This is a genomic window from Microbacterium sp. EF45047 (assembly GCF_028472845.1).
Classification (GTDB): domain Bacteria; phylum Actinomycetota; class Actinomycetes; order Actinomycetales; family Microbacteriaceae; genus Microbacterium; species Microbacterium neungamense.
Genome location: NZ_CP069429.1, coordinates 840,129 through 855,944, shown reverse-complemented (window position 1 = coordinate 855,944; position 15,816 = coordinate 840,129). Strand labels below are relative to the sequence as shown.

Genomic DNA, 15,816 nt, shown 5'->3' with positions numbered 1-15,816 from the left:
GCGCCGGTGCTCGCTCAACGACCGGGACGGGGAACGACCGGGACGGGAAGCGGGGGCTCAGGGGCGGACGGCGATCGGCTGCTGGCTGAGCGCGGGCGCCCAGACCGGCCAGCCGGCGATGTCGGGCGAGTCCGCTCCGCCGGTCATGGTGACCGCCGCGTGCACCGGGGCCGACGGGACCAGCAGGTAGCCGGCATCCGTCCGCAGCGGCACGCTCGTCGAGCCGCCCGCGGGGACCGTGACCTCGGCATCCGACCCCCGGCCGGTGTCGCGCAGGGTCACGACGGCGTCCTCCGCCCCGCGATTGCGCAGCGTCAGCGCCGCGCTCTCCCCGTCGGGCACGGCGACCATCGTCTCCGCCGCGATCTCCGGGGCCGCCGGCATCCACGCGAAGTCCGCGGCGGTTCCGGCGCGCAGCGTCTGGCGCGCCGCGGCGACGACCGGCGCCGTCCCCTCCACTTCGATGTCGTACACGCCCGGGGCGAGGCCGGACAGCGCGACCTCGGTCGGGATGCCGCTGCGCAGATCGACCTCGAACGCGTCGCCCTGCGAGGTCGCGCCGCCCACCGGGCGTGCGCGCACGGTGGCGTGGCCGTCCTGCTCCGGGGCGAGCATCCGCACGACGAGCCCGGTCGGGTCGTCGCCGGCGCCCTGAGCGGCCTGGACGCCGGTGATCACGACGTGGTTCTGCGGCCCGCTCATGCCGTCCTGCACGTCGATGCCGATCGGATCGAGGGTGCGGATCAGCGAGGACTGCAGCGAGGCGCGGATCGGCGAGCGCGAGGTCACCGCGATCACGGGCTGCGGCTCGGCGGCCGCGACGGATGCCAGCGGCACGCCGATCTGCGTCGACGGCGGGACCACGACGTCGGAGGCGTTCGGGCGCTCGCCGTACACGCGCAGCTGCACCGTGGTGGCGACGTCGCCGGGGTTGGAGAGCACGATCACATCCGCGGCCCCGGTGGACACGTCCCCGCCGATCAGCCAGGTCCCGGTGGACGGCTCCCGGCAGGGCGCCGCGGCGAACCCGCGCATGTCGGGAGCGTCGACGCGCAGCGACTCCGCGGCCGCGATCATCGGGGCGGTGCGGTCGGTCACGGCGCCGGTGAGGGAGCTCGCGCCTTCTCCGCCCTCGAGGTCGGGCTGCTGCAGCGGCCGTTCGGCCGGCTCCGCCTCGGAGCGGTCGACGGTGAGCGCCGGGACGCCGGCCGAGAGCATGGCATCCGCTCGGGTGGTGTCGCGGCCGAGCGCGCGGAAGGATCCGTTGCAGACGAGGATCGCGTCGCCCGGGACGGGCTGGACGGTCGTCGCGGGCGGCTCGTGCTCGATCACCGGCCACGGCGCGGCCACGGCCGCCGACACGCCGAGCACGCAGGCGGCGGCGACCGCCGCCCCGGTGAGCACGCGGGCGCCGGTGGCCGCCACGCGGAAGGCCCTGCCTCTGGGGGTCGCGCTCATCGTCCGGCCTCGACTTCCTCGTGATCCTCGGCGTCGCGGGGCACGGACCGCGAAGACGCATCGTCGCGCGCCCCGCCGGAGGCCGCGCCCTTCGCGCCGTCCGCGTCGCGGGCCGCGCCTGCCGCGCCCGTTGCGGCGTCCGCGCCGGACGCCTCCTCCGCCGGGCGAGCCGCATCCGCATCCGCCGCCCCGGCCGCTCCCCCGTTCGTGCGCCGGCGCGGCAGCACCAGGGGCTCGTCGGGCGCCCGCCCGACGATGCGGGAGCGGGAGCGCGCCGCCCGCCGGGACGCCCTGGTCGGCACCGACAGCAGCAGCGCGGCGAAGACGATCACCAGCTGCACGGTCGTGATCGTGCGCGCCACGGCGGCCTGCCCGGCGGTCAGGCCCGGGCGCGGCGCGGCCTCGACGTCCAGGCGCCACAGCACGCCGCGGGCGGTCTCCCCGGCGGGGATGAATCCGGGCCGCTGGTCGATGGCGGTCACCGCCGAGCCGCGCAGGGCGCGAGCCCGGTCCTCCTCGCCCGGGGCCTGCGCGAGCAGCACGAAGCTGACGCCGTCCTCGGCGAGCGCCGCAGCGGCGTCGAAGTCGCGGGCCGAGATGAGGTCGACGGCGTCCTCGGCGAGTCCGCGTTCGGAGGTGCGCGCCGCGGTGCTGCGCAGGGTGCTCTGCGCCCCGAGCGTCTCGCTCGATCCCCACACCAGCTCCGCCGACAGGGATCCGTCGTTGAGCGGGGTCAGCACGAGCGTCCCCAGGTCGCGGTCGCCGCGGGCCTGTGCGCTGACGAACGCCGGCAGCGTGCTCTGCGGCCCCTCGCGGAGCGCGGAGTGACCGGTGTGCACGGCGAGCAGCGGGGGGACCGCGCACACGGCGAGCGCGCCGGCCGCGGCGAGACCGGCGACCGCGCGCAGCGGGCCGAGGGTGAGCGCGGTGTCCAGCGCGACCAGTGCGGCGCCGACGATGCCGATCCAGGCGAGGCTCAGCCCGGTGCCCGGCCAGATCGGCACGCCCTCGCCGTTCGCGAACGACACCACGACCCCGACGGCGAAGAACGCCGTCGCGAGCCCGGCCACGGCCACGACGAGCAGAGTGATGCCCGCCCGCCAGCGCGGGGAGACCGTCGAGATCAGCGCCAGCAGCCCGAGCGGGACGAGCAGCAGCGGTACCCAGGCCGCGATCCCGGGCCCGGCGAACCACTCCCAGCCGCCGCGATCCGCCGACGGGAAGCCGGTGGCGAGGACGGCGCGGCCATCGGCATCCGCACCGAGACCGGCGCCGGCGCGCACGAATCCGGGGTCCGCGAGCAGCGACCACACGCCGCCGCGCTGGATCTGCGCGTACGCCAGCGGCGCGGACAGCGCGATCGCCGGGATGAGCACCCAGATCAGCCGCACCGCCCCGCGGACGCGTCGCCCGCCCAGCGCGATCCCGACCGCCACGAGCCACAGCAGCAGCAGGGCGGGGGCGAGAACGGGCGCGCAGGCGACGGTCGCGGCGGTGAGCAGGGATGCCGCGCCTGCGGCGCCCCACGACCGGTGCGCGACCACGGCGGTGTGGAACAGCCAGGGCAGCAGCAGGTGCAGGATCACCGCGGCAGGGCGGCCCTCGACGAGCGCGGTGAGGAACGTCGGCGCGAGCGCCCACAGCGCCCCGCCGAGGATGCGCAGTCCCGCCCGGTCGGTGACCCGGGTCGCGGCGAACCATCCGCCGAGCACCGCCAGGGGCAGCGCGAGCAGCCAGATCACCAGCAGGACGTACGACGGCCAGCCCGGCCACAGGGTGCCGGCCAGGGCGATGACGGCGGCGAACGGGTCGGCGGGGCCGACGATCCCGAGGCCGAGTCCGCGACGCCCCCAGGCGGCATCCGCCCACAGCGCGCCGACCGTGTCGCGCAGCGGGAGCAGCGCTCCCCCGCCGAGCGCCTCCCAGGCCAGGAGCGGCGTGAAGCACGCGATGCTGACGACGAGAGCGGCGAGCACGGCCCACGCGCCGCCGCCGGAGAAGAAGTGCAGCTCGCTCACCGCACCGCGCTCGCTGCCGTGGCCGTCGTCGAGGCGCAGCCGCAGGTGCTCCCGCGACACCCGCAGCGGCGCGATGCTCGCCCACGACGCGCGCCGGAACGAGCGGATCGCGCCGCGGGCGCGGCCGACGGCGGCGAGCTGGACCATCGCGGCCAGCGCCGCGCCCCATTCCGGGGCGACCGCGGCGGGCCGTTTGCCGACGAGGTGCACGATCGAGCGCCACAGCGCGAGCGGGAGCAGGCTCAGCCAGTGCAGCGGCACGGCCGGCGCCGGGGCGTACGCGAGCCGGCGGTGCAGCTGGGCGCGGCGCACCGCCCACGCCCGCGCGGACTCACGACGGGGCGGCGCGGCCGGGCCGTCCGGGGCGACCGCGACCCGCGCCGCCGGAACGAGAACGACGCGCCCGCCGCCGAGCCGGGCCCGGACGCCGAGGTCGAGGCCTTCGTCCGCGCCGCCGAGAGCGGGGTCGGGACGCAGCGCGTCGCGCGCCTCGGCGCGGATCAGCATGCCCCGGATGTCCGCCGCGAGGGCGTCCTCCGCGGCATCGTGCTGGCCCTGGTCGAGTTCGTCGGCCGCCAGCTCGACCGCCCGTCCGAACCGGTTCATGCTCACGCCGAGGGAGACGATCTCCCGGTCGTCGTCCTGCCGGACCAGCTTCGGGGCGGCGATGAGCGCCGACGGGGAGCGCTCCAGTGCGCCGGCGAGCTGCTGCAGCGCATCCGGGGCGGGCACCGTGTCCTGCGCGAGCAGCCAGACGGCGCTGCCCTCCGCGACGCGCGGGGAGGCGAGGCGGATCGCCTCGGCGAAGGAGGTGCTGGCGCGCGCCTCGATCACGCCCTCGACCAGGCCGTCCAGTCCGTCGCGGCGCAGGGCCGCGGCGCTGCCGGTGACGACGACGGTCACCGCCGCGGGCGGGGTGCTCTGCCGCCGCAGGGCGTCGAGCGTTCGGGTGAGCTGCGCACGGGCGGGATCACCGGGACGCGCGACGAGGATGGCATGGACTCGGGCTGGCATGACGAGGCAAGCCTAGGCAGGTGGGGCACCCGCTGTCGTCAGGCCGTGCGGCGCGCCCGCCAAGCGGTCAGCCAGCGCGGCGCTTGAGCTTGCGGCGCTCGCGCTCGCTGAGCCCGCCCCAGATGCCGAAGCGCTCGTCGTTGTTCAGCGCGTACTCGAGGCATTCGCCGCGGACGTCGCAGGAACTGCAGATGCGCTTGGCGTCGCGGGTCGACCCGCCCTTCTCCGGGAAGAAGGCCTCCGGATCGGTCTGGGCGCACAGCGCATCGGCCTGCCAGGCGAGGGCGTTGTCGTCCTCCGGCGTGCTGCGTCGAACGCCCGGGACTCCGAGATGGACCGGATCCACGAACCAGTTCTCGGGAACGTCTGAGCGGTAACCCGTCATCTCGATCTCCCTACCCTGTCTCTGCCCCCCGCGGGCCGTTCCCCCTAATTACACTCGTGTGATTCGCTCCGGTCAAGTCGCGGATCGTAAACCCTAAAGCGGCCATTGAAGGTTCATTGACGCGCTTCCGGCGTGTCGCGCCTCCGGCGGCGGCGGGTTCGGGGCGGCGGGAGCGTCAGGCGCCGGGCTGGGCGACGAAGACCTCGCCGCGGCCGCGCACGGTCAGCGCGTGCTCGTCGGCGGAGGCGAACACCGCGGTGCCGACCGGGACGGGCAGCGGGTGCGCGACGCTGTCGGCGGCGACCTCGACCGAGCCCGCCGTGGCGAGCACCATGGCCGGACCGCCGATGCGGACCCGCTCCTCGCCGTCCACCTCGATGCGGCGCAGCGCGAAGTCGTGCACCGGCGCCGGGTACTCGGTGACCGCGCCGTGCGCGGCCGGTCGCAGCACCGGCACCGGCCCGGGTGCGGTGTCCAGGATGCGGAGCAGCTCGGGGACGTCGATGTGCTTGGAGGTCAGGCCGCCGCGCAGCACGTTGTCGCTGGCGGCCATGATCTCCACGCCCAGCCCGGACACGTACGCGTGCAGCAGGCCGGCGCGCAGGAACAGCCCCTCGCCGCGGCGAAGCACGACGAAGTTCATCAGCAGGGCCACCACCACGCCCGGGTCGCCAGGGTAGCGGCGGGCGATGCCGCGCGCCGCCTCGAGCTCGGCCGCGAACTCCTCCGACTGCGCGGAGCCGAGACCGGCGATCAGCCCGTCGACGACCGGCTGCGCCTCGCCGGAGAGCAGCCAGCCGATCACGTCGCGCAGCACGTCGCCGCCGGCGGTGAGCCTGCGACGCAGCTCCGCGGCCGCGGGGAGGTCGCCGAACGCGTCGAGCAGGCGGAGGGTCGCCGGCACCGGGCGCAGTCCGCACAGGGCCTCGAACCGCTCGCTGAGCGCCACGATCAGCTCAGGCTTGTGGTTGTCGTCCTTGTAGTTGCGGGCCGGGTCGTCCAGGTCCAGGCCGGCCTCTCGGGCGAAGCCCTCCAGCGCCTGCTCCTCGGTGGGGTGCACCTGGATCGACAGCGGCGCGCCGGCGGCGAGGAGCTTCAGCAGGTACGGCAGCGAGCCGCCGGTGACGTCGTGCAGCGTGCCGCCGCCGGCGACGTCGGCCGGGTCGCCGAGATGATCCCCGAACCACACCTCCGCCTCGGGGGCACCGGTCGGGGCGCGCCCTTCGAGCTCGGCCAGCAGCGTCGTCGAACCCCAGGCGTAGTCGCGCGGGACGTTGGTCAGCGGAAGCAGCATGGTCCCAGCGTACGAGGCCGCGGCGGGTTCGGCGGGCGCCATGACGGGCGCGGTAGCCTGAACGCGATGGCGCTCTACACGAAGCATCCGGTGGCTCCCCGGCCCTCCGCGCCTCCGCGTGAGACGACCGGGCACCTGCTGGTGCGCGGGGTGAGCGTCCTGGCGCTGTTCGGCGTGTTCGCGCACACCGCCGTGTACAACCTGCTCGGGGTCGCCGGAGCGGCCGTCGTGCTCGGGGTGATGACGGCGGGGGTGGTCGCGCTCTGGGTGGTGGCGATCGTCCGCCGGATGCCGACCCGGCTGCCCTGGCGGCGGCTGCCCTGGACCGCCCTCGGATACGTGGCCTTCGCGCTGCTGTCGCTGCTGTGGTCGCGGTGGCCGGCCGCGACGGCGCTGACCTGGGTGCTGCTGGCGGCGGTGACCGTGAGCGCGCTGTTCATCGCGACCATGCTCACCTGGCAGGAGGTCGTCCGCGCGCTGGCGACCACGTTGAAGCTCATCCTCGGCCTCTCCCTGGCGATCGAGCTGTGGGTGGCGCTGGTGCTGCGGCATCCGCTGCTGCCGAACTTCGTCGAGAAGCCGGAGGGACACATCGACCCGCATCTGTACTGGGTGCGCGGCAACCTGTTCGACGGCGGGCAGATCCAGGGCGTGGTGGGCAACGCCCACACCCTCGCGATGATGTGCCTGTTCGCCCTGATCGTGTTCGGCGTGCTGCTGGCCGACCGCTTCCGCGGCACCGCGAAGGGGCGCCGGCGCGGAGCGCTCGTGGTGTGGATGCTGCTCGCGGCCGTGCTGATGGTGCGCGCGGATTCCGCGACCGTGTACGTCAGCGCCGTGGTCGCCGTCGCCGTGCTGGCCGCCGCGCTCGCCATGCGCGCCGCGACGGGCCCAGGGCAGCGGCGCACGGTGTACCTCGTGGTCGCGGCGGTCGGCGCCGCCGGCGTCCTCGCCGCATGGCTGCTGCGGGATCGGCTGCTGGCGATCCTCGGCAAGGGGTCGGATCTGACCGGGCGCCTGGAGATCTGGCAGCGGGTGTGGCAGCGCGCGCAGGAGCGCCCCGTGGCCGGGCACGGGTTCTCGTCCCCGTGGGTTCCCTGGGATCCGGCGTTCGACGGGTGGATCGAGGACCACGGGCTGAGCGTCTTCCACGCCCACGACATGTGGCTGGACGTGTTCCTGCAGCTCGGTGCGATCGGGGTGGTGCTGATGGCGGTCGCCTGGCTCGCCCTGGCCTGGCGGGCGTGGTTCTTCGCCGTGGACCGCCCCCGCTGGGACCTCGACGACCAGCGCCCGTACGCCACGGTCTCGCTGCTGCCGACCCTGCTCGTGGCGGTGCTGCTCGTGGAGGGCATCGCCGAGTCCGCGCCGATCATGCTCTGGGGCTGGATGCTGCTGGTGCTGCTCTCGTTCAAGATCAAGACCGTGCCGCTGGTCGGCGTCGGTCTCAGCGAGCGGACCCCGCTCATCGGCGACGGGACGCTGCGCCCTCACGGGGCGCCGCCGCGGCGGGTGCCATGACGCGGATGCGGCAGCTGAGCGAGACGCTCGCCTCGGCCGAGCTGGCCCGGGCCTACACGCTCACCGCGCTGGCTGCCGCGTTCTCCTCGTTCGCGATCGAGCGGCTCACCTCGACCGTCACCCTGGCGACGATCATCGGCCTGCTCGCCCTGACCGGCGCCGCGATCCTGTTCGTGCGCCGTGAGGAGCTCACCCTGCTGCGGTTCGCGCCGTCCTCGCTGCTGGCGTTCCTCGCGCTCGCCCTGGTGAGCGGGCTGTGGAGCGGCGACCGCAGCGAGACGCTGGCGGGCTGGCTGACGCTGTGCGGCTACGCGATCATCGCGATCACGATCGGCCACGTCCGCGACACCCTGCAGACGGTGCGCGCCCTCGGCGACACCCTGCGCTGGCTGCTGGGCATCTCGCTGGGCGTCGAGGTGCTCGCCGGCATCCTCCTCGACATGCCGATCCCGCTGCTCGGCATCCAGGGCAACCTCGCCCTCGGCGGGCCCATCCAGGGCCTGTTCGGCACCCGCAACATGCTCGGCTTCGTGGCCGTGATCGCGCTGGTGACGTTCGCGGTGGAGTGGCGCACCCAGTCCGTGCCGCGGACGGCGGGGGTCGCCTCGGTCTCCCTGGCGGCGCTGCTGGCCTTCCTGTCCTCCTCCCCCTCGGTGGTCGTGCTGGCCACGGCCATCGGCATCGCCAGCAGCGCCCTCGCGGTGGTGCGGCACGCCGCGCCGCAGCGCCGGCCGATGGTGCAGTGGACGCTCGGCGCGCTCGTGCTGGCCGGACTCGCGCTCGCCTTCGCGCTGCGGCACCAGATCATCCGCTTCCTGGACGCGGGCTCGGACTTCTCCACCCGCGCCGACCTGTGGAACACCATCCTCGACTTCGTCGCCCAGCAGCCGGTGCTCGGCTGGGGCTGGGTGGGCCCGTGGCCGCGCGGCGAGTACCCGTACACGTACATCAACTTCCTGCTCGACGACGCCCACGGCACGGCGCTGAACGCCTATTTCGACGTCCTGCTGCAGCTGGGCTCCGCCGGCCTCGTGCTCTTCCTGGTGCTGGGCGGGGTGGCCGTGGTGCGCTCGTGGCTGGTCGCGAGCGCACGCCGCTCGGTCGTCTACGCGTGGACGCCGCTGGTCCTGGCGACCCTCGCGGTCGAGTCGATGTTCGAGAGCTTCACGCTCACCGGCGCGGGGTGGATGCTGTTCGTGCTGTGCGCGCTGCGGGCGGGGCAGAGCAGGTCGTGGCGGGAGACCATCGACGCCGCGCACACCGGGACGATCACGGCCCTCAGGCACGAGGAGCCGTAGGCGTGGCCCCAGACTTCTGACGGCGCGGACGGGTAGGCTTCTGCTTCGTGCCCCAGGACTCCACGTTCGATCCGACCACCGCCTCGATCGTCATCGTCACGTTCAACCGCTCGCATCTGCTGTCGGGGCTGCTCACCAGCATCCGTGAGATGGATCCCAAGCCGGGCCGCGTGGTGATCATCGACAACGCCTCCTCCGACGACACGGCCGAGGTCGTGGAGGGATTCCGCGACGGGTTCGGCAGCGAGATCGTCTACCGGCGGCTGGAGACGAACACCGGCGGCTCCGGCGGGTTCAGCGAGGGCATGCGCACGGCGTACGAACTCGGCTCGGAGTGGATCTGGCTGATGGACGACGACGTCGAGGTGCTCCCCGACGGCCTGGCCAAGATGGGCAAGTGGTCGTCGCGTTTCAAGAGCATCCAGGGGCGCCGCTACGACTACGACGGCAGCGCGTTCTACTGGCAGTACCGGATCGCGGAGCGGATGGGCATCCCCATCCCGTTCGCGCCGAGCGAGTTCGACGCGTCCGGGTTCAAGGAGATGAACAGCGGATGCTTCGAGGGCATGTTCATCCACCGGTCGATCGTGCAGCGCATCGGCCTGCCGGATCCCCGATTCTTCATCTACTGGGACGACCAGGTGTACGGGTGGCTCGCGTCGCGGATCACCACCGCCGTGATCGTGAACGAGTTCGTGCTGCGCCGCACGCGCGAGATCAAGCAGTGGGACATGGGCATCCGTCACATGAACGCGTCGAGCAACGCGTACCGCTACTACATCATGCGCAACCGGGCATACATCAAGCACTACTACCGGGTGCACGGGGTGTACAACCCGGTGCTGTTCGGCCTGGGCACGACGGCGACGTTCTTCAAGGAGATCATCCGCCTGTTCTTCGTCGAGCGCACGATCCGCGGCACCAGCAACCTGTTCCGCGGGCTGCGCGACGGCGGCCGGATCGGCCGTGACCGCACCTGGCGGCCGATGCCGGCGCTGGAGGCGTGATGAGCGAGCAGCAGCCGGTCTACGAGTGGGTCTTCCCGCCGGACCGCCGTCGCGGCCGGCGGCGGCTGTGGCTGATCGTGCTGCTCTCGCTGCTCGCTGTGGTGATCGCGGGCGCGCTGTTCTGGATGTTCCTGCCCAAGGGCGATCCCGCGGCCGACCCGTCGCCCTCGCCGTCGTCGACCGCAACGCCGACGAGCAGCCCCTCGCCGACCGCGACCGCGGAGCCCACGCCGACCGCCACACCGGCCCCGGAGCCGGAGCCGACCACCGTGCCGAGCCCGCCGCCTCCGGCGGACCCCGACATGGCGACGTTCCGCGAGCACGTGCGCCCGCGCCTCGATGACGCCCTCACCGGGCTGGACCTCGCCGCCGGCTCGAGCGGGCAGGAGACGGTCTCGATCGTCGACACCCTGCAGAACGATGCGCAGTGGCTGTTCGAGGCCGTCGCGCCCGCCTCCCTCGGCGACAGCTGGCGGGAGGAGGTCGCGGCGTACTCCGCGCGCCTGGAGGATGTGCGGGCGGCCGCGAACGAGGGCGGCGACGTGTCGGGTGCGGTCGGCGCCGCGCGCGACGCGGTCCACTCGTTGCGCTCGGCTGTCGGCCTCTGAAGCCAGGCGAAGGGATCTGACGCTGCGCGTCAGCCGTCATCACCATTGTCAACAGTCGCGGACGCCGCTAGGCTGACGCGAACGCTGCTGGGGTTCAGCGTACGTTCAGCGTCTCGCTGCGGCCATGCCACATGTTCTCTGGGGAGTTCGGCAGGCCGCCGTCGGGTGCCAGCGCTGAGTCCCGATCACAACAGGTCACACGGACGTGGCGTGAGTCCGAGTGACACGCACACGAACGGGGCTCTCGTGCCGCAGAAACTCACGACCTTCGCAGCGCTGCGAACCATCGCGGTGATCACCGCGTTCCTCATCGCCGCTCCTCCCATGGTCGCCGCCGAGGAACACAGTCCACCCTCCTCGGAGACGTCTCGGTCCACCAACTCACCGGCACCCGCGACACCCGGCACTGTGCCGCAAACGCAAACTCCCGGGCCGGCGCCGTCGGAGACGACGCCGCCATCAGAAGCCCCCGCACCCTCCGAGACGACGCAGCCTGCGGAGACGATCACCCCGACTCCCGAACCGTCAACGACGACGACTCCGACGCCGGCACCGAGCACACCCGCCGCGCCGGCGCCGGAAGCGGGCGCCACGTCGGGTGAGGCTGCCCCGGCATCCGTCACGTCGAACCTCCCGACCCTCGATATCACCCTGACCGAGCCCGGGCAGACCCTTTCCTGGGTGCACGAGAGCAAAGACAATGAGGCGACGGCGACAATCGGACTCACGGACCCGACCGGTGTCCACTCTCTCCCGCCCCAGGCATCCGGGGAGTTCAAAGGCCGCGGCAACTTCACCTGGACGCTTCAGAAGAAGCCGTACCAGATCAAGTTCCCGTCGAGCACCGATGTCCTCGGCATGGGCTCAGCGAAGACATGGGTGCTTCTGGCGAATCACGCCGACGCGACTCTCATGCGCAACAAGCTGGCCTACGACCTCGCCGAGGCGCTCGGGCTGCCTTTCTCGCCCGCGTCCCGGTGGGTGGACCTTCGGGTCAACGGGACGTACCTGGGGAACTACCTCATCTCCGAGAAGGTCGAGGTGAAGTCCAACCGCGTGGAGATGTCCGACTCGCGCGGCGTCCTGGTCGAGCTGGACAACAACTACGGCTTGGCTGAAGACCACTGGCATCGCAGCCAGGCATCGAGCACGCTCTTCACCTTGAAGGACGCGAAATCGGGGGTACCGGACCTTCCGGATCCTCTGCCCGCCGATACTCAGGCCGGGTGGGACGATATCCAGGCGAGCATCGACGCGCTAGACCATGCGCTCCGATCCGACTCGCCGGACTGGGACACCATCACCTCGCTGATCGACGTCGATTCTTTCGTCAAGTTCTACTTCGTGCACGAACTCACGCAGAACCCGGAGATCGTCGCCTCCAGCGTGTACTTCTACAAGGACGGCCCGTCCGACAAGCTCCACGCCGGCCCCGTCTGGGATTTCGACAGCAGTCTCTGGAACTACGACAAGTCGGAGCATCTCGGAGCGGACACGCAGTCCGAGTACGTGAAGAACGCTGCACTGCTCCGAGCACCTCACCGTCTGCAGCCGAGCAACGCCTGGTACCACGATCTCGTCCGCGCACCGGGATTCGTCCAGCGCGCCAATGAGCTGTGGAAGTCGGGTGTCGGCAGCATCGTGGGCGATCTGGTCGCAAAGACAGCCGAGTACGAGACGGCGATAACCGAGTCGGCGGCGGCGAACTTCGAAACGTGGCCGATCCTCGGAGGTCTCAACCTCCTCAACCCGGTCGAGGGAAAGCGTTACGCCCCGAGCTACGGGGAGGAAGTCACGCAGCTGCGGACGAAGCTCACCGAGCGTGTGCTCCTGATGGAGCGCGCTTACGGAGACGTGCCGACGCTCGGCTACCGCGGGCACGTGCAGAACATCGGCTGGATGAATCCGGTCACCTCGGGACAGATCGTCGGGACCACCGGGAGATCGCTGCGCCTCGAGGCCGTCGATCTCTCGATCATCGACCCGATGGGGCGAGGCGGTGGCATCTTCGCCAAGACTCATATCCAGAACATCGGCTGGAGCGCCGACTGGGGTTCCACTGCACCTCTGGGATCGACCGGCAAGGGCCTCCGGCTGGAGGCGGTGCGCCTGCAGCTGGATGGCGACCTCGCCGCTTCGTACGACATCTCGTATCGCGCACACGTGTCCGGGATCGGCTGGCAGTCGTGGGTGTCGAACGGCGCTTCGGCGGGCACGACCGGGCAGAGCCGAGCGATCGAGGCGCTGCAAGTGCGCCTGCTGACGAAGTCGGGCGCGCCGCCCGAGCATGTCTTCTCGGCCTCGTACAGTGCGCACGTCCAGAACCTCGGCTGGACTCCGACCGTGGAGGACGGCGCAACCGCCGGGACGACGGGTCAGTCGCTGCGGGTCGAGGCGCTGCGGCTTTCTCCGTCGAGCACCTTGTATCAGGGCGGGCTGTCGTGGCGCGGCCACGTCCAGAACGTAGGGTGGCAGCCCTGGACGGATGCCGGTGAGATCGGCACTCAGGGAAGGGCCCTGCGTCTTGAGGCGTTCGAGGTCACCCTGACCGGCGAATTGGCCGCGCGATTCCGGATCGAATACCGCGCCCACGTCCAGAACGTGGGTTGGCAGCCGTGGGTGTCCGACGGTCAGACAGCGGGCACGGTGGGACGAGCACTTCGGGTCGAGGCCGTGGAGTTCCGGTTGGTCCCGAAGACGTGAATAGGGACGGCTGCTCGAGACCGAGACACCTCCGCACTGCCCTCCTCCTCGTGCTTGCGGTGGTCGCTCTCGCCGGTTGCGGAACGCAGAGCAGCGGGCAGCCGGAACGGGACCCAACGCCGTCTCCGACTGTCATCGATTCTGCGTCCTTCGCGATCATCACCGATTACGGCAATTGCGACAGCGGCTCCCGCGCCGTAGCCGACATGGTGATGACGTGGTCGGTCAGTCTCGTGGCGACGGCGGGCGATAACACGCAGGGCACCGCGAACTGCCTGCCGTTCATCCAGTCGGTGCACGACTACTACGGGCGATTCCTCTCCGGCCCGGGCGGACCCCGGTTCTTCCCCGTGCCTGGCAACCACGACTACGACAACGAAGGTGCGGGGATCGAGGCGTACCGTGACTACTTCTCGTATCTTGAGCCGTGGAGCGGGAAGACGACGTGGTACCAGGTCGCCACAGGAGACGTGCACCTCTTCATGATCGACAGCGAGACACAGGGTGACGCGCTCGAAAAGCAACGAATGTGGCTCAAGCGAGCGCTCACCGACGTGAGCGAGACACATCCCGACCACTGGAGCATCGTGATCTTCCACCGGCCGCCCTTCACATCGGGACCACACGAGGCGAACACCGCCATGCGGCCACAGGCCGGCTGGAACTACGGGGAGTGGGGAGCCGACCTCATCGTGAACGGACATCAGCACGTCCTCGAAGAGCTTCACGTCGACGGTCTGACCTATCTCGTGGCCGGCGTCGGAGCCTCCGACATCGCGCGGGACTGCCCTGCCGCGCTGGATCCAACCAGCACCGGTTGTGTCAGCGGTCCCGGGGCATTGCTGGTGACCTCCACTCCTCGGGCTCTCACGCTGGAGTACCGGGCTCCCGATGGCGGACTGGGAACGGTTGTGAGAACGTTCGAAGTCACCCGTCGCGAGCGATGACTCCGTCCCGCTGCTGTCAGCGGGTCGCGTATTCGGCGTTGTACCGGTCGAGCACCTCGCCGATCGGGGCGTCCAGCACGAGCGATCCCTTGTCGAGGTACAGGCCGCGCCGGCAGAAGCGGCGCAGGTCGCGCTCGTTGTGGCTGACGAAGAACAGGGTGCGCCCCTCGGCGAGGAGCTCGTCGATGCGGCGGTAGCACTTCTCCCGGAACGCCTTGTCCCCCACGGCGAGCACCTCGTCCACGAGCAGGATCGGCTCCTCCAGCTGCGACACGACCGCGAAGGCCAATCGCACCTTCATGCCGTTCGAGAGGTGCTTGTACGGGGTCTCCTCGAAACCGGCGAGCTCGGCGAACGCGATGATGTCGTCGTAGCGGCGGTTCACCTCGGCCCGCGTCATGCCGTGCAGACCCGCGGTCAGCCGCACGTTCTCCCGCACGGTCAGGTCCCCGACGAAGCCGCCGGTGAGCTCGATCAGCGGGGCGACGCCGCCGTGCACCGCCACGCTGCCCTCGTCGGGCAGGAGCACGCCCGCCACCAGACGCAGCAGCGTCGACTTGCCCTGGCCGTTCCGGCCGACGACGCCGATCGACTCCCCTGCCTGCACCGTGAAGCTCACGTCGCGCAGCGCCCAGAACTCCCCCGGACGGGACCGCCGCTGCGCCCCGGCGAACAGGTCCTTGAAGCTGCGCCGCCCGCGGCGGTTCCGCCGGAAGTGCACGCCGAGATCCCGGACTTCGATCGCCGCCGTCATCACAGCTCCTTCAGCACCGGACGCTCGAGGGATCGGAACACCCACAGACCGAGGACGAGGAACCCGAGGCTCATCACGACACTGACGAGCACCGGCAGCGGCTGCCACTGATCAGGGAAGAACGCCATCCGGTACAGCGTGAAGATCCCCGACAGCGGATTGAACGCCGCGATCGTGTGGAACGGCTCCGGCAGGTCGCGGACGCTGTAAATGACCGGCGAGGCGTAGAACAGCGCGCGCAGGATAAGCGCTGTGGTCCGCTCGAGATCGGTGAACAGCACGCACAGCGGCGCCACCAGGAGCCCGAGGCCGACGAGCAGCATCGTCTGCAGCAGGATGGCGACCGGGAACCAGAGCGCACCCCAGCCGACCGGCGCCGGGAAGATGATCGCGAAGAGGGCGAGCACCGGGATCGAGCAGAGGAACTCGACCCCCTTGCTCAGCACGATCCGGTTGATCCAGATCGAGCGCGGGATCGCGGTGGAGCGCACCAGCTTCGCATCCCTGCGGAACGCCCTGGTGAAGTCCGAGGTGGCGGTGTTGAACCACACCCACGGCAGCAGGGCCGTGATGAGGAACACGATGTACGGCTCCTCCCCCACACCACGGTCGAACACCTGCGTGAAGACGAACCAGTAGATCGCGCTCATCACCAGGGGGTCGAGCACCGACCACAGGTATCCCAGGAAGCTGGTGGCGTAGCGGACGCGGAGGTCGCGCGCCGAGAGCAGCCACAGCGAATGCAGGTAGCGCCGAGGAGTGCCCGGCGCTCCGAACGTCGTGGTGCTGACCCCGGTCCGCATGACGTG

The 15,816-nt window shown here is 71.5% G+C and carries 12 protein-coding genes; 6 read left to right on the top strand and 6 right to left on the bottom strand.

The features are described from left to right. Nucleotides 1-57: 57 nt before the first annotated feature. From JRG78_RS04020 to manA, 4 genes are all read right to left on the bottom strand, one after another. Nucleotides 58-1,458 carry a DUF5719 family protein gene (locus JRG78_RS04020; protein ID WP_272653676.1) on the bottom strand — a complete coding sequence of 467 codons (1,401 nt, stop codon included), beginning with the start codon at nt 1,456-1,458 and terminating at the stop codon, nt 58-60. After that, nucleotides 1,455-4,490, bottom strand: a complete 3,036-nt coding sequence (locus JRG78_RS04015; RefSeq protein ID WP_272653675.1) for a glycosyltransferase — start codon at nt 4,488-4,490, stop codon at nt 1,455-1,457. The genes JRG78_RS04020 and JRG78_RS04015 overlap by 4 nt, the downstream gene beginning before the upstream one ends. A gap of 67 nt (nt 4,491-4,557) precedes the next feature. Then, nucleotides 4,558-4,875 carry a WhiB family transcriptional regulator gene (locus JRG78_RS04010; protein WP_259607745.1) on the bottom strand — a complete coding sequence of 106 codons (318 nt, stop codon included), beginning with the start codon at nt 4,873-4,875 and terminating at the stop codon, nt 4,558-4,560. 175 nt (nt 4,876-5,050) lie between these two features. Beyond that, the gene (manA, locus tag JRG78_RS04005; RefSeq protein WP_272653674.1) at nt 5,051-6,169 is read right to left on the bottom strand and encodes a mannose-6-phosphate isomerase, class I; all 1,119 of its coding nucleotides are present in this window, start codon (nt 6,167-6,169) and stop codon (nt 5,051-5,053) included. A 66-nt stretch (nt 6,170-6,235) separates the two neighbouring features. On the opposite strand from manA, the gene JRG78_RS04000 reads away from it, so the two are divergent. The 6 genes from JRG78_RS04000 to JRG78_RS03975 all read left to right on the top strand — a co-directional run bounded on the left by JRG78_RS04000 (nt 6,236) and on the right by JRG78_RS03975 (nt 14,253). Continuing rightward, nucleotides 6,236-7,690, top strand: a complete 1,455-nt coding sequence (locus JRG78_RS04000) for an O-antigen ligase family protein (RefSeq protein ID WP_272653673.1) — start codon at nt 6,236-6,238, stop codon at nt 7,688-7,690. Beyond that, nucleotides 7,687-8,988, top strand: a complete 1,302-nt coding sequence (locus JRG78_RS03995; RefSeq protein WP_272653672.1) for an O-antigen ligase family protein — start codon at nt 7,687-7,689, stop codon at nt 8,986-8,988. Before JRG78_RS04000 ends, JRG78_RS03995 begins: the two co-directional genes overlap by 4 nt. Before the next feature lie 47 nt (nt 8,989-9,035). Continuing rightward, complete coding sequence (locus JRG78_RS03990) at nt 9,036-9,995, top strand: glycosyltransferase family 2 protein (protein ID WP_272653671.1); 960 nt, start codon at nt 9,036-9,038, stop codon at nt 9,993-9,995. Beyond that, the gene (locus JRG78_RS03985; protein WP_272653670.1) at nt 9,995-10,603 is read left to right on the top strand and encodes a hypothetical protein; all 609 of its coding nucleotides are present in this window, start codon (nt 9,995-9,997) and stop codon (nt 10,601-10,603) included. Before JRG78_RS03990 ends, JRG78_RS03985 begins: the two co-directional genes overlap by 1 nt. Before the next feature lie 246 nt (nt 10,604-10,849). Next, entirely contained in the window at nt 10,850-13,306 is a 2,457-nt protein-coding gene (locus JRG78_RS03980) for a CotH kinase family protein (RefSeq protein WP_272653669.1), read from the top strand. Nucleotides 13,307-13,356: 50 nt separating this feature from the next. Beyond that, a complete protein-coding gene (locus tag JRG78_RS03975; RefSeq protein WP_272653668.1) occupies nt 13,357-14,253 on the top strand; it encodes a metallophosphoesterase family protein in 897 nt (298 codons plus the stop codon). A 16-nt stretch (nt 14,254-14,269) separates the two neighbouring features. Here JRG78_RS03975 and JRG78_RS03970 read toward each other — a convergent pair whose 3' ends face one another. Continuing rightward, a complete protein-coding gene (locus JRG78_RS03970) occupies nt 14,270-15,007 on the bottom strand; it encodes an ABC transporter ATP-binding protein (protein WP_272653667.1) in 738 nt (245 codons plus the stop codon). Next, nucleotides 15,007-15,810 carry an ABC transporter permease gene (locus tag JRG78_RS03965; protein WP_272653666.1) on the bottom strand — a complete coding sequence of 268 codons (804 nt, stop codon included), beginning with the start codon at nt 15,808-15,810 and terminating at the stop codon, nt 15,007-15,009. Before JRG78_RS03965 ends, JRG78_RS03970 begins: the two co-directional genes overlap by 1 nt. Nucleotides 15,811-15,816: the final 6 nt, after the last annotated feature.